Source organism: Halomonas sp. V046, from assembly GCF_052645355.1.
Genome location: NZ_JBQXYF010000014.1, coordinates 22115 through 46321 on the forward strand (window position 1 = coordinate 22115; position 24207 = coordinate 46321).

General features: G+C 66.4%; 21 protein-coding genes. 20 read left to right on the plus strand and 1 reads right to left on the minus strand.

Translation table 11 applies throughout. The features are described from left to right. Window positions 1-190 precede the first annotated feature (190 nt). From flhD to ACUN9Y_RS17860, 18 genes are all read left to right on the plus strand, one after another. Window positions 191-517, plus strand: a complete 327-nt coding sequence (flhD, locus tag ACUN9Y_RS17775) for a flagellar transcriptional regulator FlhD (RefSeq protein ID WP_445462057.1) — start codon at window positions 191-193, stop codon at window positions 515-517. Between the two features lie 3 nt (window positions 518-520). Then, on the plus strand, window positions 521-1096 hold the full coding sequence (gene flhC / locus ACUN9Y_RS17780; RefSeq protein ID WP_445462058.1) for a flagellar transcriptional regulator FlhC: 576 nt from the start codon (window positions 521-523) through the stop codon (window positions 1094-1096). A gap of 287 nt (window positions 1097-1383) precedes the next feature. Then, window positions 1384-2256 carry a flagellar motor stator protein MotA gene (gene motA / locus ACUN9Y_RS17785; protein ID WP_445462059.1) on the plus strand — a complete coding sequence of 291 codons (873 nt, stop codon included), beginning with the start codon at window positions 1384-1386 and terminating at the stop codon, window positions 2254-2256. Further along, entirely contained in the window at window positions 2253-3341 is a 1089-nt protein-coding gene (gene motB / locus ACUN9Y_RS17790) for a flagellar motor protein MotB (protein WP_445462060.1), read from the plus strand. The genes motA and motB overlap by 4 nt, the downstream gene beginning before the upstream one ends. A gap of 181 nt (window positions 3342-3522) precedes the next feature. Continuing rightward, window positions 3523-5772: a chemotaxis protein CheA gene (gene cheA / locus ACUN9Y_RS17795; protein ID WP_445462061.1), complete on the plus strand. Its 2250-nt coding sequence runs from the start codon at window positions 3523-3525 to the stop codon at window positions 5770-5772. Next, window positions 5769-6269, plus strand: coding sequence for a chemotaxis protein CheW (cheW, locus tag ACUN9Y_RS17800; RefSeq protein ID WP_445462062.1), 501 nt, complete (start codon window positions 5769-5771; stop codon window positions 6267-6269). The genes cheA and cheW overlap by 4 nt, the downstream gene beginning before the upstream one ends. A 61-nt stretch (window positions 6270-6330) precedes the next feature. Then, entirely contained in the window at window positions 6331-7974 is a 1644-nt protein-coding gene (locus ACUN9Y_RS17805) for a methyl-accepting chemotaxis protein (RefSeq protein ID WP_445462063.1), read from the plus strand. A gap of 58 nt (window positions 7975-8032) precedes the next feature. Continuing rightward, a complete protein-coding gene (locus ACUN9Y_RS17810) occupies window positions 8033-9769 on the plus strand; it encodes a methyl-accepting chemotaxis protein (protein WP_445462064.1) in 1737 nt (578 codons plus the stop codon). Window positions 9770-10100: 331 nt separating this feature from the next. Continuing rightward, window positions 10101-12299, plus strand: coding sequence for a methyl-accepting chemotaxis protein (locus tag ACUN9Y_RS17815; RefSeq protein ID WP_445462065.1), 2199 nt, complete (start codon window positions 10101-10103; stop codon window positions 12297-12299). After that, window positions 12296-13243, plus strand: a complete 948-nt coding sequence (locus ACUN9Y_RS17820; protein ID WP_445462066.1) for a CheR family methyltransferase — start codon at window positions 12296-12298, stop codon at window positions 13241-13243. The genes ACUN9Y_RS17815 and ACUN9Y_RS17820 overlap by 4 nt, the downstream gene beginning before the upstream one ends. Window positions 13244-13347: 104 nt before the next feature. Beyond that, entirely contained in the window at window positions 13348-14406 is a 1059-nt protein-coding gene (locus ACUN9Y_RS17825) for a protein-glutamate methylesterase/protein-glutamine glutaminase (protein ID WP_445462067.1), read from the plus strand. Window positions 14407-14455: 49 nt separating this feature from the next. Continuing rightward, window positions 14456-16186 carry a methyl-accepting chemotaxis protein gene (locus tag ACUN9Y_RS17830; protein ID WP_445462068.1) on the plus strand — a complete coding sequence of 577 codons (1731 nt, stop codon included), beginning with the start codon at window positions 14456-14458 and terminating at the stop codon, window positions 16184-16186. A gap of 47 nt (window positions 16187-16233) precedes the next feature. Next, window positions 16234-16623 carry a chemotaxis response regulator CheY gene (cheY, locus tag ACUN9Y_RS17835; protein ID WP_445462069.1) on the plus strand — a complete coding sequence of 130 codons (390 nt, stop codon included), beginning with the start codon at window positions 16234-16236 and terminating at the stop codon, window positions 16621-16623. A 27-nt stretch (window positions 16624-16650) separates the two neighbouring features. Beyond that, window positions 16651-17316 (plus strand): protein phosphatase CheZ, encoded by a 666-nt coding sequence (gene cheZ / locus ACUN9Y_RS17840; RefSeq protein WP_445462070.1) that lies wholly within the window; start codon window positions 16651-16653, stop codon window positions 17314-17316. A 221-nt stretch (window positions 17317-17537) separates the two neighbouring features. Beyond that, entirely contained in the window at window positions 17538-18731 is a 1194-nt protein-coding gene (flhB, locus tag ACUN9Y_RS17845; RefSeq protein ID WP_445462071.1) for a flagellar biosynthesis protein FlhB, read from the plus strand. Between the two features lie 37 nt (window positions 18732-18768). Then, complete coding sequence (gene flhA / locus ACUN9Y_RS17850; protein WP_445462072.1) at window positions 18769-20853, plus strand: flagellar biosynthesis protein FlhA; 2085 nt, start codon at window positions 18769-18771, stop codon at window positions 20851-20853. After that, the gene (locus ACUN9Y_RS17855; protein WP_445462073.1) at window positions 20850-21296 is read left to right on the plus strand and encodes a flagellar protein FlhE; all 447 of its coding nucleotides are present in this window, start codon (window positions 20850-20852) and stop codon (window positions 21294-21296) included. Before flhA ends, ACUN9Y_RS17855 begins: the two co-directional genes overlap by 4 nt. Window positions 21297-21329: 33 nt before the next feature. Continuing rightward, entirely contained in the window at window positions 21330-22031 is a 702-nt protein-coding gene (locus tag ACUN9Y_RS17860) for an RNA polymerase sigma factor FliA (RefSeq protein WP_445462074.1), read from the plus strand. Between the two features lie 112 nt (window positions 22032-22143). On the opposite strand, the gene ACUN9Y_RS17865 is transcribed toward ACUN9Y_RS17860, so the two are convergent. Further along, a complete protein-coding gene (locus ACUN9Y_RS17865) occupies window positions 22144-22926 on the minus strand; it encodes a hypothetical protein (RefSeq protein WP_445462075.1) in 783 nt (260 codons plus the stop codon). Window positions 22927-23097: 171 nt separating this feature from the next. On the opposite strand from ACUN9Y_RS17865, the gene ACUN9Y_RS17870 reads away from it, so the two are divergent. Together ACUN9Y_RS17870 and ahpC are read left to right on the plus strand one after the other, a co-directional pair. Further along, on the plus strand, window positions 23098-23277 hold the full coding sequence (locus ACUN9Y_RS17870; RefSeq protein WP_445462076.1) for a hypothetical protein: 180 nt from the start codon (window positions 23098-23100) through the stop codon (window positions 23275-23277). A 133-nt stretch (window positions 23278-23410) separates the two neighbouring features. Continuing rightward, complete coding sequence (gene ahpC / locus ACUN9Y_RS17875) at window positions 23411-23974, plus strand: alkyl hydroperoxide reductase subunit C (protein WP_445462077.1); 564 nt, start codon at window positions 23411-23413, stop codon at window positions 23972-23974. Window positions 23975-24207: the final 233 nt, after the last annotated feature.

The following is a 24207-nucleotide window of genomic DNA, read 5'->3' on the forward strand; positions in this document are numbered from 1 at the left end:
TGATGCACATCAAACAGCCAGCGTTGAGGTAGTTATGCTTATCGGGCATTGCGAGACACTGTATTCGATCGACAATACGGCTGTTCACAATTTGCCCGGCGCCGACACTCCATTGTCATCGAACACCTCCAGTGTCTGCGCCAACACGCCGGCGGCGATCGGCGGATAACGACATCAAGGCAGGGATCCCATGAGTTCAACCACATTGGTCGACGAGATTCAGGAACTGAATCTCGCTTATCTTCTCCTCTCTCAGCGGCTGCTGGCCGAAGACCGTGCCAGCGCCATGCTCCGCCTCAAGATCGACGACGAGCAGGCCGACGTCCTGGCAAGCCTCAATGCCCGCCAGTTGACGCGCCTGTCGCGCACCAATCAGTTGATCTGCCATCTCGGCATCGGCAACGCCCAGCAGCTGCGCCAGGTCACCGACAATCCGCGTGAGCAGGGCCTGGCCCACCTCCACTCGTCGCTGCTGATGGCGACGTCCAGGGCGACCACCGATGCCAGGGGAGGCTAAGCGATGACCGCGTCGAAGAGCCTCGTCGGCGAGATGCTGCAAGTGCAGCTCGCCATCGACCTGATCGAGCTCGGTGCTCGACTGCAGGTACTGGAAACGGAAACCGACCTGAGCCGGGCGCGCCTGATACGACTGTTCAAGGAGGTGCGCGGCATGTCACCGCCCAAGGGCATGCTGCCGTTCTCCACCGACTGGTTCATCACCTGGCTGCCGAATATCCATTCGTCGCTGTTCTACGCCTTCTATCAGCGCCTGAAAGAACAGCAGAACTGCGAGCGCATGGAAGCCTTCGTCAAGGCCTACCGACTGTACACCGAACAGGTCGACGTCGACGCCGCCGAGCCGGTGCTCGGCTTGACCCGCGCCTGGACGCTGATTCGCTTCTTCGAAAGCGACTTGCTGCAGCAATCGACCTGCACCCGCTGCGAAGGCCACTTCGTCGCCCACGCCCACACCCCGGACCAGCACTACGTCTGCGGCATCTGCCAGCCGCCCTCCCGCGCGGGCAAGACCCGGCGCCGAGCGGCACAAATCGCCGCGCCTCGCGAAACGCCGATCATCCGCTGTCAGCGCGGCTGACCGCGAGACGACAAGGCGCGTCGTCACACGCCAACCCGTCGCCACGGCGCGGAAGAGTGCGTGTCCCGGCGCGCCAGACCCGATCGGAACGCGAGCCCTCGGGCGCTCGCCGGGTGTGGTAAACACCGCCAAGAGGCGTGATACGAGCCACCCCACCGCCTTGGGCGCCCGGCACTGCCCCCTCTTCGGGTTTCCGGCTTTGCCCAGGCTCTTCTACCCTCAAGTCCTCCGCCGACTCGCCGATAACCTTTTCAGAACGCTTTTACTGCCTGAAAAGGATCTCGGTTGTGCTGATACCCATTGGATTTCTGGTCGTGCTGCTGTCGGTTTTCGGGGGCTTCGTGCTTTCCGGCGGCAGCCTCGGCCCCCTGTTCCAGCCCACCGAGCTGCTGATGATCGGCGGCGCCGGCCTCGGCGCCTTCATCGCCTCGAACAATGGCAAGGCGCTGAAGGCCACCTTCCGCATCTTCCCGCGTCTGCGTCGCTCCAAGCGCTACGACAAGGCCCTGTACATGGAGCTGATGGCGCTGCAATACCGCCTGTTGTCGAAGATCCGTCGCGACGGCATGCTCGGCATCGAACGCGACATCGACAACCCCCAGGACAGCGCCCTGTTCAGTGAGTACCCCAAGGTGCTTGCCGACCCCATGATCATGAACTTCCTCACCGACTACCTGCGCCTGATGGTCGCCGGCAGCATGGATCCGATGGAAATCGACGAACTGATGCTGCATGAAATCGAGGTCTTCGAAGAGGAAGCCCAGATCCCCGCGGACGCCATTTCCAAGGTCGCCGATGCGATGCCGGCCTTCGGCATCGTGGCGGCGGTCATGGGGGTGGTAAAGGCGCTGAGCGTGACCGCGGCGGACCCCGCAGAGATGGGCGTGATGATCGCCCATGCGCTGGTCGGCACCTTCCTTGGCATCCTGCTCGGCTACGGCTTCATCAGCCCTCTGGCGAGCCGCATCGAGCGTCAACTCGGCGAGTCGGTGAAGATGCTCCAGTGCCTGCGCGTCACCCTGCTGGCCAGCCTGCATGGGTATCCGCCGCAACTTGCCGTCGAGTTCGGCCGCAAGGCCTTGCACACCTCGGAGCGCCCCTCGTTCAGCGAGCTGGAAGAATACGTGCGTGACGCCAAGTCGAGTGCGGGTGGCGCATGAGCCAGGCTGCCAACCGTCGCCCGATCATCATTCGCCGCAAGAAGGTGGTGCACAAGCACCATGGCGGCAGCTGGAAGATCGCCCTGGCCGACTTCATGACGGCCCTGATGGCGCTGTTTCTGGTGATGTGGATCCTGTCCTCGTCGAGTCGCGAGACCCGCGAAGGGGTCGCCGACTACTTCAGCACGCCGCTGCTGACCGCCCTGACCAATGGTGATAGCCAGGCGATGAGCCCCCAGGTGATTCCCGGTGGCGGGCCCGATCACACCAGCATCGAGGGCGAGCAGACGCGCATCGATGTGCGCATCCAGACGCGCCCCAGCGAGCGCCAGCGGCGGGTCTTTCGCGATCTGCAGGAGCGCATCGAGCTCGCCATCGAGCAGGACCCCGACCTGCGCGGCCTGCGCGACCAGTTGCGCTTCGACATGACCCAGGAAGGCCTGCGCATCCAGCTGCTCGATGACGAGAAGCGACCGATGTTCGCCCTCGGCAGCGACCGGGTCGCTCCCTACCTGCACGCGCTGCTGGAGACCATGGCGCCGCTGCTCAACGAGCTGCCCAATGACCTGAGCATCAGTGGCCACACCGACAGCCTGGCGTATCTCAACGGCACCCGCGGCTACGGCAACTGGGAGCTCTCTGCCGCCCGAGCCAACGCGTCACGACGCGAGCTTGTCGGCGGCGGGCTCGACGCCGACAAGCTGTTGCGGGTCGCGGGCCTGGCCGACCAGGTGGTGATGCCAAACACCGCGGCCGATGACCCGATCAACCGACGCATCGAACTGGTGGTGCTGTTCCCGAGTGTCGCCGAACTGATCCGCCACCCCGGAACGCTCAATCCCGGTTCGCCGACCCCGGGCGGCCCGACCCTGCGCCTGGCCGGCGGCGAGGCCCTGATGGCGCAGTCCGACCATGGGTCCGACCTGCCCCCGGGTTCTCGGCCCGCGGCGGACCATCAGGGCGGTACGAATCACGCGGGTGAACTGCTGACGGCTCAGCGTAGCGCCCCCAACATCGAGCAGCGCATCGCCCAGCGTTTCGAAGACGATTTCCGCCAGCGCGTCGCCGTGCCGCCCAACGACTAGCGTAACGCCGACGAGACGCTCGGCAGGCCACCGTAAGCCGCGAGCTTTTCGCCAAGCGCTTGCCACACATGCTCGTAAGCCAAGAGCCGCAAGCCAAGAACCGGAAGTACAAAACAACAACCGGCCCCGGCGCCAGCGCCGCGTCCGGGTCGATCTCCAGACATGAGGGTGCAACCACGGCATGGACATTACCGACTTCTACGACACCTTCTTCGAGGAAGCCGCCGAGCTGCTGGCGGACATGGAGCGCCATCTGCTCGAGCTTGACCTCGCGGCCCCCGACCCCGAGCAGCTCGCCGCCATCTTTCGCGCCGCGCACTCGATCAAGGGCGGCGCCGGCACCTTCGGCTTCGAAGTGCTGCAGCGCACCACTCACCTGTTCGAGAACCTTCTCGACCATACCCGACGCGGGGAACTGACCCTGCGCCCCGACATCGTCGACACCTTTCTGGAAACCAAGGACATGCTCCACGACCAGCTCGAGGCCTACCGCAACAGCGAACAGCCAGACCAGGCGGCGTTCGAGCGCATCTGTCGCATTCTCCAGGAGATCGCCGAGGAAGAGATCGGCCGCTCCCTGGATGGCGCGAACACCCCGGCCCCATCAGCCGCGGTGGCCGAGTCCACCCAGGTGTCCCTGGCCGCGGCCGACGACGCGGCGGATGATCGTGCGGAGAATGCGGCGCAGGGTGTCGAGGAGAAGGGCACAGAGAATGCCGCGGATAGCGTCACCGACAACGACACGCCATCCCCCGGCGACGCCTTGCTGGTGACCCTGATCGGGATTGCCGACAAGGACCGTGAGCTGCTGGTGGAAGAGCTCGGCCAACTGGGCGAGGTGCTCGAGCGTCGCGGCAGCGCCGAGCGTCACGAGGTGGTGCTGGCGACCCAGGTCGGCGCCGCCGACATCGAGGCGGTGATGTGCTTCATCGCCGAGCCGGAGCAGATCGAGGTCAGGCCCTGCGTCACCCCGGGCACCGACACCACGCTCGCCGCTGCGGCGCCGAGCATCGCGCCACCCGACCTGGCAAACGAACCGCCAGCCCAACCGCCGCAATCGTCCCCCGTCGAGTCCTCCGCGGCAGCCGCGCCGGCGCCCAAGACAGCGGCGTCATCGCCACCCCCGGCGGCGCCCAAGGCTCCCGGCGAGACCAAGCCGCGCAAGGCCGCCCAGGAGACCAGCTCGATCCGAGTCTCGGTGGACAAGGTCGACCAGATCATCAACCTGGTCGGCGAATTGATCATCACCCAATCCATGCTCGACCAGACCGTCGGTGAGCTCGAGGGCACCAGCCACCCGGGCCTGCAGAACGGCATGAGCCTGCTGCAGCGCAATGCCAGGGATCTGCAGGAAGCGGTGATGTCGGTGCGCATGGTGCCCATGGACTACGTCTTCAGCCGCTATCCGCGCCTGGTGCGGGACCTGGCCGGCAAGCTTCACAAGAAGGTCGAGCTGATCACCGAGGGCGAATCCACCGAGCTCGACAAGAGCCTGACCGAACGCATCATCGATCCGTTGACGCACCTGGTGCGCAACAGCCTCGACCACGGCATCGAGTCGCCGGAGGCGCGCCTGGCCGCCGGCAAGCCGGCCGTCGGTCGCCTGACACTCTCGGCCCAGCACCAGGGCGGCAACATCCTGATCGAGGTCATCGACGACGGTGCCGGCCTCGACCGCGACCGGCTGCTGGCCAAGGCCCGTGAGAATGGCCTGCCGGTGTCGGAGGCGATGAGTGACGACGATGTCTGGCAGCTGATCTTCGCCCCGGGGTTTTCCACCGCCAAGGAGGTCAGCGACGTCTCCGGGCGCGGCGTCGGCATGGACGTGGTCAAGCGCAACATCCAAGCCATGGGCGGTCACGTCGAGATCGACTCGCGGCGGGGCCAGGGCACCATCACTCGCATCGTGCTGCCGCTGACCCTGGCGATCCTCGACGGCATGTCGATCAAGGTCGGCGGCGAGATGTTCATATTGCCGCTGTCGACGGTGCTCGAATCGCTGCAGCCCGCCAAGGCGGATATCTATGCCATGGCTGGCGACGACGTGGTGCTCAAGGTGCGCGACGAGTACCTGCCGGTGGTCGCCGTCCATGAGGCCCTCGACGTGGCCGGGGCCCGCACCGAGATCACCGAAAGCATCGCCGTCATCGTCCAGGGCGAAGGCCGCCGCTATGCCCTGCTGGTCGACGACCTGATCGGCCAGCAACAGGTGGTGGTGAAGAACCTGGAGACCAACTATCGCCGCGTGCCCGGCGTTTCCGCCGCCACCATTCTCGGTGACGGCAGCGTGGCGCTGATCCTCGATATTGCCGACATGCACCGCTTGAACCGCCACAAGAAAGAGGCACGCCAGCAACGCCGCGCCAGCAACGCCGGCCTGCCGACATCCCCGCTCTTGCAACCCGAGCTCCAGGAGGGCCCGACCCCATGACGAATCTCCATAGCGGCGCCCTTGCCGCCAGCGAACTCAACAACCGCGAATTTCTGGTGTTCTCCCTCGGCGACGAGGAATACGCCATCGACATCCTCAAGGTCCAGGAGATCCGCGGTTACGACAACGTCACCCGCATCGCCAATGCGCCGGCCTTCATCAAGGGGGTGACCAACCTGCGCGGCGTGATCGTGCCGATCGTCGATCTGCGTATCAAGTTCGCCCTCGATAGCGTCGAGTACGGCGGCCAGACGGTGGTCATCGTGGTCAACGTCGGCACTCGGGTGGTCGGCATCGTGGTCGACGGCGTCTCCGACGTGATGTCACTGACACCCGAACAGATCAAGCCGGCCCCCGAGTTCGGCGTGACCCTGTCGTCGGACTACTTGAGCGGCCTTGGCAGCCTCGACGATCGGATGCTGGTCCTGGTGGACATCGACAAGCTGCTGACCAGCGACGAGATGGCCCTGGTCGACACCGCCGGCGCTACGCCCTGAGCTACCCCCTGACCCAAGCGCCGTCCCTGACCCACCCATAATCAAAATAATGCGAGGCTCCATGCGCCAACTCACAACAACACAGAAACTGTGGGCATGCCTCGGCGTGTTCTGGCTGGCCATGCTGTTACTGGTCGGCTGGGGTGCCTGGGAAAACCGCCAGACCCTGCTCGACGAGCGCCGCCTGGGACTCACCCAGCACATCGACCTGGCCGTGAGCGTCATCGACGAACAGGCGCAACGCGTCGAGCGCGGAGAGGTCGAGCTCGCCGAGGCCCAACGCCTGGCCGCCGAGACCCTGTCGCGCATGAGCTACGACGAAAAGCGCGGCTACTTCTACGTCTTCGACGATGACTTCCTGCTGTTCAGCCACCCACGCCTGGCCGTGGGCACCGATCTATCCAACTTCCAGAACGATGAGGGCCGCTACCTGTTCCGCGAATTCGCCGAGGACGTCGCAAACGACGACGGCTTCGTCGATTACCTGTGGGCCCACCAGGAAGGCGATGCCCTGACACCCAAGTCGTCCTACCACGAGCGCGTCGCCGACTGGGGCTGGATCGTGGGCACCGGCGTCTACGTCGATGACATCGACGCCGCCTTTATCACCACGCTGCTGCACTCGGGGCTGATCCTGGCCGCCATCGGCGGGCCGGTGACCCTGATCATGGGCCTGGTGATCCGTGGCATTCGCCGGCGCCTGGGCGGCGATCCGGCCTACGCCGCCAGTGTCGTGCGGCGTATCGCCGATGGACGACTCGACGAACCGGCCCGGGTGGACAGCGGCGATACGGACAGCCTGCTGCACGACATCGAACGCATGCGCGCTTCGCTATCCGCCACCATCGGCGATATCCATGCCAGCGCCGATGAACTGGGCGACGTGGTCGGTCGCATCACCACCGACAACGCCGAACTGGCCTCACGCACCGAACAGCAGGCCGCGTCCCTGGCCGAGACGGCATCGAGCATGGAGGAGCTGACCGTCACCGTGCGCCACAACGCCGACAACGCCAATCAGGCCCGCGAGCTGTCCAGTGGCACCGCCCGCGAGGCCGCCGAGGGCAACGACGCGATGCAGGCCGTCGTCGTGGCGATCGGCGAGGTCAGCGAGAGCGCGGCCCAGATGACCGCCATCGTCGACACCATCGACGCCATCGCCTTCCAGACCAACATCCTGGCACTGAATGCCTCGGTGGAGGCGGCGCGAGCCGGCGAACACGGTCGCGGCTTCGCCGTGGTCGCCGAAGAGGTGCGCCATCTGGCCAGCCGCTCGGCGGACGCCGCCCGGGAGATCAAGACGCTGATCCAACGCTGCGATGAACGCGTCGGCGAAGGCAACGCCCGGATCCAGGAAACCGACGCCAAGATTCGTGCCATCAGCAACGATGTGCAGCGCTTGAGCCATCTGATCCAGGAGATTTCCTCGGCCTCCGGCGAGCAGCGGCTCGGGATCGAGCAGGTCGGCGAGGCGGTGGCCCAGATGGACCAGGTGACCCAGCGCAATGCCGGTCTGGTCGAGGGACACAGTGCACTGGCCAGCCGTCTGACGGCCCAGAGTGAAGCCCTGCGGCGCCATGTCGCTCGCTTCGAGCGCGGCGCCAGCACCAGCGCCGCCATCAGGGACCATGACCAGCGTCAATTGCGAAACCAGAGGGCTACAGAATTGTGCGCATCTGCCGATACAACAACCATGGCCGACTAGCCGCGAAGGGCGCCCCAGCGGCGCCCTTCGCGGCATGGATTCACGAAAGGACGACGATGTGACACGACTCGACAACATGACCGTCAAGCTCAGCTGGAGCCTGGTACTGGGTGTTTTTGCCCTGCTGATGCTGCTGTTGAGCGGACTGGGCCTCTACACCGCGAATCTCAGCGAATCATCGATCCGCACCCTCAACGAGGTCAACGTCGACCAGCAGTCGACCCTCAACCGCGCCAATAGTCAGATGCTGTTTCTGCAGGTCGAAATGCGCGATATCCAGGCCGGCCTGCAGGCCAGCGTGTGGCCCGAGGAGCGTGCCGAACTGACCGCTCAGGCCGCAGGCCTCGAAGGTAGCCTCGCAACCCTCGAAGCCACCTTCAACGCATTCCTCAACCTGCCAAGCCAACCCGATCAGCGGGATCAGATCGCCCGGGTCGAGGCGAACTTCCAGACCCTGTTGAGTGAGGGGCTGCGTCCCATGCAGGCGGCCCTGGCGGACGGCGACAGCGACGCCTTCGCACAGGACAGCGAACGCCTCAGCGCCCTGACCGATACGTTCTACGCCACCGCGGTGGACTTCTTCGTCACCGCCGAGGGACAGGGGGCGGATCTCTATACCACGTACCTCGAGCGCACCCGCCAGCTGACCTGGGCGATCATCGCCATCCTGCTGGTGGCGGTGATCACCATCGCCGCGGTGCTGTGGGGCGTGACGGTCAATGTGATTCGCCCCCTCGGGCGCCTGGTGGGCTACTTCGAGGCGGTGGAAAAAGGCGATCTGTCGCAGTCGATTCCGAGCCGTGGCCGCAACGAGATCGGGCGTCTCTACGCGTCCCTGGACCAGATGCGCGAGGGCCTGGCCGAGACCGTGGGCACGGTCCGCGACAGCGGCGAGATGATCTATCGCGGCGCCGCCCATATTGCCGGTGGCAACAACGACCTGTCCGCGCGCACCGAACAGCAGGCCGCTTCCCTGCAAGAAACCGCCTCCAGCATGGAAGAGCTGTCGTCCACCGTCAGCCTGAACGCCGACAACGCGCGCCAGGCCAGCCAGCTGGCGACGGAGGCTAGCCAGGCCGCCGGCCGCGGCGGCGAGGTGGTCGGTGACGTAGTCACCACCATGCACGACATCCGCGAAGGCTCACGCCGGGTCGCCGATATCATCGGCACCATCGATGCCATCGCCTTCCAGACCAACATCCTGGCGCTCAACGCCTCGGTGGAGGCGGCCCGAGCCGGTGAACATGGCCGCGGCTTCGCCGTGGTCGCCGAAGAGGTTCGCAACCTGGCGGGCCGCTCCGCCACCGCGGCGCGGGAAATTCGCCAGTTGATCGACGCGTCACTGTCCCGGGTCGAGACCGGCACCCGGCGCGTGGACGAAGCCGGCAGCGTAATGAGCGAACTGGTCGATGCGGTAGCCCGCGTCAGCGACATCATGGACGAGATCGCCTCCGCCTCCAGCGAGCAGAGCCACGGCATCTCCCAGGTCAATGATGCCGTGACCCAGATGGAACAGGTCACCCAGCAGAACGCCCAGCTGGTGCAGCAAGCCGCCTCGGCGTCGAATCAGCTCGAGGCCGAGGCGAGTCGCCTGTCCGCCGCCATGACCCGTTTCCGCCTGGCCCGAGAGGCCGAGGCACCCGCTGAGACCGACGGCGTCGACCTGTCCCGGTGGATGCCGGCACTGGTGTCCTCGAGCCGCGACGCCGACGCCAGCCGACAGGCGCGCCAGCCGGCCCCACGCTCGACCGCCGAGCAACGCGATGACGCCGACCAGGAGTGGGAATCCTTCTGACACGGACCGGGGGCAACCGCGCAAGCCACGGGCCCCCGCATCACCCGCGTCGTCGCGGTCTTCGCCGTTCCAACCGAAGCCATTGACTCGCACAGCCCGCGGCGCCATCCAGACGACAACCGGCGCCACGGTACAGACAACAACCGACACCACAGAACAGACGACAACCGGCGCCACGGAACAGACAACAACCGACACCACAGAACAGACGACAACCGGCACCACGGAACAGACGACAACCGGCGCCACGGAACAGACGACAAGCAGCACCAAAAAAGCCATCGAGCCATAACAACGACACCCATGACGACAGCTACGCAGGGGAAGCGCCATGCGCAACAATCAACCCGTTACCCAGCAGGAATATCCCGTCACCGACGACCACTTCCTGATCTCACGCACGGACTTGAAGGGCCGGATCACCTACGCTAACCCTGCCTTCATCGAGGTCAGCGGCTATTCCCGGGATGAGTTGATCGGCGCCCACCACAACCTGGTCCGCCACCCGGACATGCCGCCCGCCGCCTTCGCCAACTTCTGGAGCACGCTTCAGGACGGCAGGACCTGGAAGGGACTGGTCAAGAACCGGCGCAAGAACGGCGACTTCTACTGGGTCGAGGCCAGCGTCTCGCCGCTGGTGGACGCCGGTGAGGTAGTCGGCTACGCCTCGGTACGGGTCAAGCCTGCCCGGGCCGACGTCGAGCGTGCAGCGATCGCCTACGCCGAGCTCAACGGGGGCAAGCGGCGCCCGCGCTTTCGCCTGCACCAGGGACGACTGCGCCGCCGTGGCCTGATCGCCGGCCTCAGACGCCTCAATGTCACCAGCCTGCGCGCGCGCCTGGTGAGCATCGTCGCCCTGGCCGGGGTCTTGCTGCTGGCCAGTGGCGGGCTTGGCCTCTACGGCGAGCAGCAGGCGGGCCAACGTCTGCAGATGCTGTATCACGACGGCCTGCAGGATGTGGCGCGCCTGCAGCGACTCGACCAAGGCGTGACCCAGAGCTATCAGACCCTGGTGGGCAAGGAGCGCATGGCGTTGATGAACGACCGCGAGGGCCTGGCCGCGACGCTGGGAACCTCCGCGGATCAGCTCACCGCCCTGTGGGCAGAGTACCGTCAGCGTGAGGTCAACCATACGCCGCTGGCCGATGAATTCGATGCCGCCCTCGGCACCTTCATCGGCGAGGGCCTGCGCGGGGCGGTGGACATCTTGAGCGGCGAAGACAGCTACGAGGTCTTCGTCTCGCTGCCCAACCATATCGACGCCATGGAGGCTCAGGGGGGAGCGCTGGCCGGCCAGATCAACCAGTTGATCGAAGCCAAGCAGCAGGGGGCCGAGGCCCTGGCCGTCGAAGCCGTCGGGGCTCAGCAGCAGATGCTGATTGCCCTGGCCATCGTGCTGGGCCTGGGTCTGGCCCTGCTGATGGTGATCGGTGCCCTGACCCTGCGCGCCATGCTCAAGCCGCTGCGGGAAGTCGAAGGCTTCAGCCTGCAGATCGCCTCGGGCAACCTGGCCGCCCCGGAGCCCAAGGCCCGTCGCGACGAGCTCGGGCGTGTCATCGAGGCACTCAACGTGATGCGCAAGAGCCTCGGCAGCATCATCCATGACGTGGATGACGGCATCCGAGTGGTGACACCGGCGGCGCGAGACATCGCCAAGGGCAACGAGGACCTGTCGTCGCGCACCGAGCAGCAGGCCGCCTCGCTGCAGCAGACCGCCTCGAGCATGGAAGAGATGACCACCACCGTCGCCCACAACAGCGACAACGCGCGTCAGGCCAGTGGGCTGGCGGCGGACAACGCCGAGCGCACCCAGGCCACCGGCGAATTGATGCAGCGCCTGGTGACGACCATGGGCGAGATCACCGACGGCTCGCGCAAGATGGCCGAGATCATCGATGTGATCGACTCCATCGCCTTCCAGACCAATATTCTCGCGCTCAACGCCTCGGTGGAGGCGGCCCGGGCCGGCGAGCAGGGCCGCGGCTTCGCGGTGGTGGCGGGCGAAGTGCGCAACCTGGCCGGGCGCTCGGCCGAGGCCGCCGGGCAGATTCGCGAGCTGATCGACAGCGCCAACCGGCGCGTCGGCGGTGGCGCCGACCTGGTGCGCCAGGCCGAAGCGTCCATCGGAGAAGTCATGGCGGCCTCGACCCGAGTCAACGACATCATGGGCGAGATCACCTCGGCCTCCGACGAGCAGAGCAACGGCATCGGCGAGATCAATCTGGCCATCGCCGAGATGGATCAGGTCACCCAGCAGAACGCCAGCCGAGTGCAGTCGTCGGCCCAGGCCGCGAGCCGACTGGAAAGCGAGGCCGAGCGCCTGGCCTTCGCCATCCGCGCCTTCCGGCTCAAGGGCGCCGGCCGAGAGCGCGTTGGTGCACCGGATGAGGCCGGCGAACGACATGGCGCCACGACCGACCAAGGCGCCGATACAAGCGACGCGGCCACCCGCCGTACCGAAGGCGGCGCGAGGCAACAGCGCAGCCGCACCAATGACCACCGTAATATTGAGGAGTGGGAAGCCTTTTGAACGAGTCCTTTGTCGCGTCGGGAGCCGGCGCCGCTTTTGCGGCGCCGCTGGAGCGCGACCTGATTCTCACCGAACGCGACTTTTCTCGCATTCGCGAGCTGATCTATCAGCGCGCCGGCATCGTGCTGGCAGAACACAAGCGCGAGATGGTCTATAGCCGCCTGGCGAAACGCCTGCGTCATCACGGCCTGTCGCGTTTCAGCGAGTACCTGGAGCGCCTCGAGCGCTCCCCCGAGGCCAAGGAGTGGCAAGCGTTCACCAACGCCCTGACCACCAACCTGACCGCCTTCTTCCGCGAGGCCCATCACTTCCCGCTATTGGCCGAGCACGTTCGACAACACGCCGAGGGGCGCCCAGGCGGCGCTCTTTCCGGCGCCCTGCCCGGCGCCAACGGCGGCCCCCTGAACGGTTCCCGCATCCGGGTGTGGAGCTCGGCGGCCTCCACCGGCGAAGAGCCGTACTCCATCGCCATGACCCTCGAAGAGGCCCTGGGCCCGAACCGCTACGAGGTCGTGGCCACCGATATCGACACCGAGGCCCTGGCCAAGGCCCGCGCCGGGGTCTATGCCATCGATCAGATCGCCAAGCTCGATGAGGCCAAGGCGCGACGCCACTTCCTGCGCGGCAAGGGCCGTCAGGAGGGGCTGGCCCGGATTCGTCCGGAACTCGCCGCCAACGTAACCTTCTCCGCGCTCAACCTGCTGGCGCCCTCGTGGGCGGTGCAGGGCCCCTTCGATGCGATCTTCTGCCGCAACGTGATGATCTATTTCGACCGCCCCACCCAGAAGCGCATCCTCGAGCGCTTCGCGCCACTGCTCAAGCCCGATGGCCTGCTGTTCGCCGGCCATTCGGAGAACTTCTCCTCGCTGTGCGAGGCCTTCCAGCTACGCGGCCAGACCGTCTATCGACTCGCCTCGCACCGTTATGCACACCCGGGCGCTTGAGCCGGTGCCATCCCGCTCGTGGCTAAAGAACTCGGCGCGTCGGCCGATAGCGGTATTACGAGCGCCTGGTCCGCCAGGCCGTCCCCGCCGCCAAGGAGAGCCGCTTGAGCGAGCCCAAGATCAAGGTGCTGTGTGTCGATGATTCGGCACTGATTCGCAACCTATTGAAGGAAATCATCCAGTCTCAGCCGGACATGGAAGTGGTCGCTGTCGCGCCGGATCCGCTGGTGGCTCGGGACCTGATCAAGCAGCACAACCCCGACGTGCTGACCCTGGACGTCGAGATGCCGCGCATGGATGGCCTCGACTTTCTCGAGCGCCTGATGCGCCTGCGTCCGATGCCGGTGCTGATGGTGTCATCGCTGACCCAGGCCGGCTCCGAGGTCACCCTCAGGGCGCTGGAGCTCGGTGCGGTGGACTTCGTCGCCAAGCCGGCCCTCGGCATCCGCGGCGGCATGCTCGAATACGCCGACGATATCGCCAACAAGCTGCGCGCCGCGGCGCGCTCGCGGCCGCGCCAGGCGCGTCCGCGCGACACCGCACCGACGCGCCTGAGCGCGCCGCTGATGTCCAGCGAGAAGCTCGTCATCATCGGCGCCTCCACCGGCGGTACCGAGGCCATTCGCCAGGTGCTCGAGCCGCTGCCGGCCAATAGCCCCGCGATCCTGATCACCCAGCACATGCCGGGCGGCTTCACGCGCTCCTTCGCCGAGCGCCTCGACCGGCTGTGTCAGATCTCGGTCAAGGAGGCCGAGGACGGTGAGCGCATCCTTCCCGGCCACGCCTACATCGCGCCGGGGGACCAGCACCTGGAGCTCGCCCGCTGCGGGGCCAACTACGTGGCTCGGCTCAACGATGGGGCGCCGGTGAATCGCCATCGCCCCTCGGTGGATGTGCTGTTCGCCTCGGCGGCTCGCCATGCCGGACGCAATGCCGTCGGCGTGCTGCTGACCGGCATGGGCAAGGACGGCGCGGCGGGGCTGGTCGAGATGCGCCAGGCCGGCGCCGCGACCCTGGCCCAGGACGAGGCCAGCTGCGTGGTCTTCGGCATGCCCCGTGAGGCCATCGCACTCGGCGGTGCCGGCGAGGTGGTGGCCTTGGACGAGGTGGCACCCAGGCTGCTCTCGCTGGTCGCGGCATCCGGCCGCGCCCAGCGGGTCTAACGCTCCCTTCGGGACGAAGGAAGCGCCCCACGAAAAGGACTCTTGCGTGATGCTACGACTACGACAAATCCGTCTTCATAGCGTGCTGGTGGGCGTGCTGGTGTGTTTCGTGTTGTGCACGACCGCCGTGGTTGGCATGAGCGTCGTCGCATCACGCTCCGCCGAACAAGCCCTTGGGCTGCTGAATCGCATCAACGTCGAACAGCTCAACGAGATCAATCGCGCCGACTCCCTGCTCAACGGCGCCCAACTGGAGCTCGAGACCGGCGCCAGCACCGATCGCCGATCCCCGGACCGAGACGCCCGCCTGGAGCAGGCCCGGACCTTGCTGGATCAGGCACAGACGCACTTTGCGCGCTTCGTCGCGGTGCCCAGGACCCCTCAGGGTGATGGCCTTGGTCAGGATATCGAGGACACCTTCCCGCAGGTGCTGGCAGGGGCCAACGCCCAGCTCGTCGCCCTCGAGCAGGGCGACCGGGCCGCCTATCGCAAGAGCCTCATCGACAGCCGCGCAGACAACGCTCGCCTGGATGGTCTGCTGACTGACTTCGGCAGCTATGCCGAGGCCCGCGGCGATGCCGTGGTCGCCAACTTCCGGTCACGCCTGTCGCTGTTTGCCAAGCTTGAGCTCGGGGCGGTACTGGCGATCCTGGCCATCCTCGGCTTTATCTACGTCGGCCTGCGCCGGCTGGTCATCGCGCCGCTGTCCCGGGCCGTGACCACCCTGGAAAACATCGCCCGATGCGACCTGTCCGACCCCATCGAGGTCCAGGGGCGCAACGAGATCAGCCAATTGTTCAGCGCCATGCGCGACATGCAGGCGGGCCTCTCCGGCACCGTCACCCAGGTCCGCCAGGGCGGCAACCGGATCGTCGCGGCGAGCCACGACATCGCCGACGGCAACACGGAGCTCGCCGGGCGCACCGAGCAACAGGCCGCGTCCCTCGAGCAGACCGCCGCAAGCATGGAACAGATCACCACCACCGTGGCCCAGAATGCCGACAATGCGGGCCAGGCACGCCACCTGGCAATGGAAGCCTCGCGCACCGCCGAACGCGGCGGCGAGGTGGTCACCGAAGTCGCCGAGACCATGGGCCGCATCAGCGCGAGCTCGCGCCAGATCGCCGAGATCACGGGCATGATCGACGCCATCGCCTTCCAGACCAACATCCTGGCCCTGAACGCCTCCGTCGAGGCGGCCCGGGCCGGGGAACAAGGACGAGGCTTCGCCGTGGTCGCCGGCGAGGTCAGAAACCTCGCCAGCCGCTCGGCCCATGCCGCCGGCCAGATCAAGGCCCTGATCGAGACATCGGTCGGCCAGGTCGACGACGGCGGCCGCCTGGTGCGCGACGCCGGAACGACGCTCAATGAGGTCGTCACCGCCGCGCGTCGGGTCAGCGATATCGTCGACGAGATCGCGGTGGCGTCCCGCGAGCAGAGTGACGGCATCGTCCAGATCGGCCAGGCCGTCACCCAGATGGACCAGGCAACGCAGCAGAACGCCGCCCTGGTGCAGCGCGTCACCCTGTCCGCCCAGGCCCTGACCGAGCAGGCGATCAGCCTCGATGCCGCGGTGGCGGTATTCCGCCTCCCGGCGGCGCCGGTCGAGATCGGCGCCACCCCGGCGACGCCGGCCGAGGCGGCCACCCCGCGCGCCAGTTCCGCCGATGGCGACGACAGTCGCGTCCCCCATGTCTCCCACACGTCCTCGCCGGGCCGCCCAACGGTGCGTCAGCAGCCGGCTCTGGCCGAGGCCGATGATGATTGGGAGGCCTTCTAGGGCCTCCCGCTTTACCTCCCCAAACCGACCTCAGAGGATCTCCCCCGATGGCCGACAAGAACATGCGCATCCTGGTCGTGGACGACTTTCCCACCATGCGCCGCATCGTCCGCAGCCTGCTCAAGGAACTGGGCTTCACCAATGTGGAAGAGGCTGAAGACGGCCAGGAGGGCCTCGCTCGCCTACGCGAGGGTGGCTTCGACTTCGTGGTCTCGGACTGGAACATGCCCAACCTCGACGGTCTGGACATGCTCAAGGCCATCCGCGCCGATGACGGCCTGAAGGCGTTGCCGGTGTTGATGGTCACCGCCGAGGCCAAGAAGGAAAACATCATCGCGGCGGCCCAGGCGGGCGCCAACGGCTATGTCGTCAAGCCGTTCACCGCGGCGACCCTCGAAGAAAAGCTCAACAAGATCTTCGAAAAGCTCGGTATGTGACGCCGCCAGCGCCACGAGGAGACACCCATGAACGAACAATACGCGGCAACCCCTGACACCACTCCCCACGGCGAAGACCTGGTGCAACGCATCGGCCACCTGACCCGCATGCTGCGCGAGAGCATGCGCGAGCTCGGCCTGGACAAGGAAATCGAGCGCGCCGCCGAGGCCATTCCCGATGCCCGCGACCGGCTAAGCTACGTGGCCGCCATGACCGAACAGGCGGCCGAACGCTCGCTCAACGCCATCGACCGCGCCCAGCCCCTGCAGGACAACCTGTGCGAACACGCCGAATCCCTCGACAGACGCTGGGACGACTGGTTCGCCGAGCCGGAGCAACTGGACGACGCCAAGGCCCTGGTGGTGGACACCCGGGCCTACCTGGCGATGGTGCCCGAGAGCACCCAGGCGACCCAGAAGGAACTGCTCGAGATCATGATGGCTCAGGACTTCCAGGACCTGACCGGCCAGGTGATCAAGAAGATGATGGACGTGATCCACGAGATCGAACACCAGCTCGTCCAGGTCCTGATCGACAGCGTCCCGCCGGGCGAAGCCCGCGAGAACCTGAGAAAACGCACCCACGATCGCGAAGACACCCTGCTCAACGGCCCCCAGATCAAGCCCGACGGCGACGACGTGGTGGCAAGCCAAGACCAGGTCGACGACCTGTTGGATGAACTAGGGTTCTAGCCGGCACGGGAGCTCGACGTTCGAAGCGACCACCCCCCATCGCCCCGTGGCGGTGGGGGGTTCGTTCGTGGGCACAAGCCCACCGGGCGATCGGCCCAGGATCGAGGGCATCTGGCGTCTAGCCCGCGGTTAACCCCCAACATCTCGATCTATTCGGGCCTTTGCCCTGGCGGCCCCGGTGCACAATGGGCGTCATCCCCACTTGTGCCCGATGCATCACCATGGCCGATACCACCAGCGATCAGGAAAAAACCGAAGAGGCCACGCCACGGCGCCTGGAGAAGGCGCGTGAGGAGGGCCAGGTGGCGCGTTCGCGTGAGCTTGCCACCTTCACACTGCTGCTCGGTGGCGTGGTCGGACTGTGGTCGATGGGCGCCATGCTCTACGACCAGCTCGGCGGGGTCATGGAGCAGGCCTTCTTGTTCGAGCGCCGCGAGGCCATGGAGACCATGCCGATGCTGGCCCAGGCGCTGTCACTGGGCAGCCGCACCCTGGTCAGCATGATCCCTCTGTTCGTGCTGCTGACGCTGATCGCCCTGGTGTCGCCGGCCCTGCTCGGCGGTTGGCTGATCTCGGCCAAGTCACTCAAGCCACAGCTGTCCAAGCTCAATCCGGCCAAGGGCCTGAAGCGCATGTTCTCGTCCCAGGCCCTGGCGGAGCTGGCCAAGGCCATCGCCAAGTCGGTCCTGGTCGGCGGCGTCGGCCTTGGCTACTTGTACCTGCACCGCGGGGAAGCCATGGGCCTGATGGAGCTGCCGCTGGCCGCGGCGCTGGCCTCGGCCATGCGCATGACCGCCGAGGCCAGTGGCCTGATGGTGATGACCCTGATCGTGGTGATCCTGATCGACGTGCCCTACCAGGTGTGGAGCCACGCCAAGAAACTGCGCATGAGCAAGGAAGAAATCAAGCAGGAGCACAAGGAGTCCGAGGGCGATCCCCAGGTCAAGGGCCGGATCCGCCAGCAACAGCAGGCCATGGCACGGGGGCGCATGATGAGCCAGGTGCCCGAAGCCGACGTGGTCATCACCAACCCCACCCACTACGCGGTGGCGCTGTCTTATCGCGAAGATGGCCAAGGCGCCCCCAGGGTCGTGGCCAAGGGCGCCGACGCCGTGGCCGCGCGCATTCGCGAGGTCGCCAGCGACGCCGGCGTGCCCCTCCTCGAGGCCCCGCCCCTGGCCCGGACCCTCTATCACCACGTCGACCTGGAGCACGAGATCCCCGCGGACCTGTACAGCGCCGTGGCCGAGGTACTGGCCTGGGCCTTCGGCCTCAAGCGCGCCACCGAACACGGCGGTGAACGGCCGCCGACCCCGGGCCACATCGAGGTACCGGCGTCCCTGGCCGTTGCCGCGGATGCCGCCGATCGCCCCGGCAACGCTGAAGCCCCCGATTCCACTAAGGACCTGAGATGACCAGAGCCACCGCCAGGCCCCGCTGCGAGGCCGCTCGATGAAGGGCATCAGCCACTATTTGACCAAGCGCGACTGGATGGCCGACGTGCCGATGAAGCTGCTCGCCGGGCCGCTTCTGATCATCATGATCCTGTCGATGATGATCCTGCCGTTGCCACCCTTCGCGCTGGATTTATTCTTCACCTTCAACATTGCCCTGTCGGTGATGGTGCTGCTGGTCAGCATGTTCACCCAGAAGCCGCTGGACTTCGCCGCCTTCCCAGCGGTCCTGCTGTTCACCACCCTGCTGAGGCTATCGCTCAACGTCGCCTCGACCCGGGTGGTGCTGATGAACGGCCACGAAGGCGGCGATGCCGCCGGCAAGGTCATCGAGGCCTTCGGCCAGTTCCTGGTCGGGGGCAACTTCGCCGTCGGCCTGGTGGTATTCCTGATCCTGGTGATCATCAACTTCATGGTCATCACCAAGGGCGCCGGGCGCATCGCCGAAGTCGGCGCGCGCTTCATGCTGGATGCCATGCCGGGCAAGCAGATGGCCATCGACGCCGACCTGAACGCCGGCCTGATCGGCGAGCAGGATGCCCGCCAGCGGCGTGCCGAAGTGGCCCAGGAAGCCGACTTCTACGGCTCCATGGACGGTGCCAGCAAATTCGTGCGCGGCGACGCCATGGCGGGCCTCGTGATCATGGTGGTCAACGTGCTCGGTGGCCTGATGATCGGCCTGCTGCAGTACGACATGGCCTTCAGCGACGCCGCGCGCACCTACATCCTGCTGACCATCGGCGATGGCCTGGTGGCGCAGATTCCGGCGCTGGTGATTTCCACCGCCGCCGGCGTGACCGTGTCCCGGGTCAACACCGACCAGGACGTCGGCCAGCAGATGATCAGCCAGTTGTTCGTCAATCCTCGGGTACTGATCTTGGCCGCCGGCGTGATGGGCCTGCTGGGCCTGGTCCCGGGCATGCCGAACCTGGTGTTCCTGCTCTTCACCGGCCTGCTCGGCGGCCTCGCCTGGTGGCTGACGCGCCAGGAAACGCGGCGCCAGATCGCCGAGGAGCAGACCATCGAGACGCCGCCGGCGCCGGAGGCCCCGGAAGCCAGCTGGGACGATGTTCAGCTGGTCGATACCCTGGGCCTGGAGGTCGGCCACCGGCTGATTTCCCTGGTCGATGCCCGCCAGCAGGGCGAGCTGCTCGGACGCATCAAGAGCGTGCGCAAGAAATTCGCCCAGGAGGTCGGCTTTCTGCCGCCGGTGGTGCATATCCGCGACAACCTGGAGCTGCCCGCCAGCGTCTATCGGATTACCCTCAAGGGCGCCGAGATTGGCCGCGCCGAGGCCTTCCCGGGGCACTGGCTCGCCATCGACCCAGGCCAGGTCTCCGGCGAGCTGGACGGTACTCCGACCCAGGACCCGGCCTTCGGCCTGCCGGCGGTGTGGATCGACGCCTCCCAGCGCGAGCGCGCCCAGGTCTACGGCTACACCGTGGTCGATGCCGGTACCGTGGTCGCGACCCACTTGAATCACCTGCTGCATCAACACTCAGCGGAAATGCTGGGCCGCCAGGAGGTTCAGAAGCTGCTCGACAAGCTCGGCGACGACCAGAAGTCGCTGGTCGAGGAAGTGGTGCCCAAGGCCCTGTCGCTGACCGCCTTCACCCGGGTGCTGCAGCAGTTGCTCGATGAAGATGTGTCGATTCGAGACCTGCGCACCATCCTCGATACCCTGGCCGAGTATGCGCCGACCCAGCAGGACCCGGTGGAGCTGACCGCCCTCGTGCGGGTGGCCCTGGGCCGGGCCATCACCCAGCAATGGTTCGCCGGCCACGAGACGCTCAACGTGATCGGCCTGGCGCCCCAGCTCGAACAGGTGCTGGGCCAGGCGATGAACGGCAGCGGCGCGCTGGAGCCAGGACTGGCCCAGACCCTGATGACCCAGACCGAGACCGCGCTGGCCCGCCACGAGGCCACCGGAGAGCCCTCGGTGCTGGTGGTCAGCCATGGCCTGCGCACGGTGCTGTCGCGTTTCTTGCGTCGCCGCCTGCGCCACCTCGTGGTGATGTCCCAGGCCGAGATCCCCGACGATCGGACCCTGCGCGTCACGACCCAGGTAGGAGGTCAGGGATGATCCCATGCCCGGCATGGCCTGGCCGGCGGCTCCAGGCGGTGCGCCTGACCCGGAGCCTGGCCTTGACGCTGGTGGTGATCGCCGGCCTGGGCCTTGGCGCCGCGCCGCTCGCGGCCGATGGCGGAGCCTGGGTCGGCGCGGCACCGCGACTCACGGTGGCCTCCAGCGAGATGGACCGCGTCTCGCAGCCGTTGACCTCGGCGAGTCCGGTACACGGCACGGTCAGCCGCGTGGTATGGCGCTACCGCACCCCGCCCGGCACTCGCCTGGTGGCGAGCCTGTGTCACGCCCAGCGCTGCGTGGGGCTGACCGGGCCGCGTGGCGTGACCGAGGCCCTCGCGGGGGTATCCGCGAGCGGCCCCCTGACGTTTTCCTTCCGCCTGGCAGAGGGCCAACGCCCGACCGTGGTGGAAGACATGCAAGTGATCGTCAATCACCGATAATGCGCTCGCACCGGTGCCATTGAGGCAAGGCCCATGTACACAGCACAAGGCAAGATCCATCAGCAGGCCCAGCTCGACGCCTACCTGCCCATGGTCCGCCGTCAGGCCCTGGCCCTGCAGGTCAGGCTGCCCGCGGGCGTCGATCTTGATGACCTGATCCAGGCCGGTATCGTCGGCCTGCTCGAGGCCCTCGGGCGGTATGACGCGAGCCAGGGGGCACAGTTCTCCACCTTCGCCAGCCAGCGCGTTCGCGGCGCCATGCTCGATGAGCTGAGAAGCCGTGACTGGCTGCCGCGCAGCGTGCGGCGCCAGGCCCGAGCGCTGGACGAGGCGACCCGAAACCTTCAGCAGCGCCTCGGCCGCGCCCCTGAAGAGCACGAGATCGCCGCGGAGCTGGACATCGACCTGGCGACCTACCGCCTGTTACTCGGCGACATCAACAATGGCCAGCTGATGCCCTTCGAGGAGCTGCTCGCCGAAGGCAGCGAGCATCGTTTCGTCGGCAAGGTCAGCGCGACGCCGCTGGCGGAGCTGATCGAGGGCGAAAAGCGCGAAGCGCTGGTCGCCGCCATTGCCGAGCTGCCCGAGCGCGAAAAGCTGCTGATGGCGCTCTATTACCAGGAAGAGCTCAACCTCAAGGAAATCGGCGCGGTGCTCGGCGTCAGCGAATCCCGGGTGTGCCAGCTGCATAGCCAAGCGGTGAGCCGGCTGCGGGGCGCGCTGATCGAGGTCTGATGACCGCGAGTCGGGCGCCACACTCGGCTCCGAGAACGGGGCGACCAGGCGCCATCCAGGCCTGCCTTGAACACCGTCGGCGCTAGGCGCGAGCTGGCTAGGCACGCGCTCGCTAGGCGTCGTCGGCCGCCTCCCCTTCAGGCGCCGGCCCCGCCGTGTGATACGGCAGCACCTCATCGAGCAGATCGACGATGTTCTCGAGGGCGATGGGCGCTTCAAGCCAGGCATCGAATGCCGGAGCCATGCGCGACACCCGTCGCCCGTGAGCCGCGACGGCCACCACCGGGACGCTACTTCGCCAGCCGCCACACAGACGCTGCTCGAGGGCGGAGAGCAGTGGCAGACGCGGGTCCACCAGCACCAGATCCGGCGGCATCAGCCGCAACAGCCAGTCGGCAAGGCAAGCATCGGCGACGATATCCAAACGCAGCCGACGCTGGCCCTGCAGGGCCTTCTGGACGTTGCGGCGGACCTTGGAATCATCACCGATAAAGAGGATGCGTAGGGGCGTGATATCGGGCTCGGCGGTAGCCGGCAGGTAGTGATCGTGGATCCAACCGCCCAGGGTCTCGAGCCCGGTCAGGCTCAATGGGGCATTGTCGCGCGCCGGGAACATCATCAGCTGCCAGCGCGGCATGCCGTTCTGCCCCAGGCGCAAGATGCAGGGCTTCGGGAAAGCGGCAACGCCAGGGGGATCGGCCCCCTGAACCGCGGCCAGACGCAGCCGCCGGCGATCGTCCAGGGTTACCGGGCGAGGGCTCGCCCAGCAGCCGGCGTCATCACCGAGGATGACGCGGTCGGCCTGCATCACGCGTCTGACCAGATCAACAAAATGACAGGGCGCTTGTTGCCAGGCGGCCATGCCCGCCGCCATGGGGCGATGGGGATCGCTCATGGATCCCTCCTCTTTTACGCCAGTCCCGACGCGGGTTCTGCCTCACGGGAACCGACGTGGACTGCGATCTATCGACATCGCGCGCTGAGCCAACCGACCTACTCCCATGCTGCCGCTTCGGTGTCGGCGCTGCTCGGCATCGGCTCGCCAGAGGTCTGGGGTGGAAGTTTGATGCAGCGACAGGAATCACCGCGGCCGGTGTGGCTGATGGAAGAGCGCTGCCATGAGAAGGCGGTGGCGATGAAGGGCACTATCTACCCGCGCTATCTACCCGCGCTATCTCACTGCTATCTCACCGTTCTCCCTCAGGGCGAACCTCACAAGGCGTTGTCACATGGCCTATGTCATTGACGGAGCCATGGGCCTGGCGATAGCCCCTTGGTATCAGCACCATCGCGGCATTCAATTTATCCTATCGCGTGCGTCTCGTTACTCTGTGTGCCGTCTTCGACACATTCCTTACACAGGCAACAGGAGAACACCGATGTCCCTGATCAATACCGTCGTCAAGCCGTTCAGCGCTACCGCCTTCCACAACGGCGAATTCGTCGACGTGACCGAAGAAAGCCTGAAAGGCAAGTGGAGCATCTTCTTCTTTTATCCGGCGGACTTCACCTTCGTCTGCCCGACCGAACTGGGTGACCTGGCCGACAACTACGAAGAATTCAAGCGACTCGGCGTCGAGATCTACAGCGTCTCCACCGACACCCACTTCACCCACAAGGCCTGGCACGATAGCTCCGAAACCATCGGCAAGCTCCAGTTCCCGATGCTGGCCGATCCGACGCTGACCATTTCGCGCAACTTCGAGGTACTGATCGAGCAAGACGGTCTCGCCGAGCGCGGCACCTTCGTCATCGACCCCGAAGGCAAGGTCCAGATCGTCGAGATCAACGCCGGCAACATCGGCCGCAACGCCGAAGAGCTGCTGCGCAAGGTCAAGGCCGCTCAGTATGTCGCCGCCCACCCCAACGAGGTGTGCCCGGCGAAATGGAAGGAAGGCGAAGAGACCCTCGCGCCCTCCCTCGACCTGGTCGGCAAGATCTAAGGCCACCGGCTCTTGGCCTGCCATCTCAGGCCATGCCAAGAAGCACTTTAATACGCCCTTTGAAGGCCAAGGGTGCCGCCTGGCGGCGCCCTGCATTGACCATCGAATCGAGCGGCGCAAGGCGACCCACTGCCCGTCGCATGAGTCGCCATCGCGACGCCTTCGACTCGGTGGTCTTTCTCCCCGATGACGTGAGACGCCCGAGACCCGGCCCTGGCCTCGACGGCGCCCCT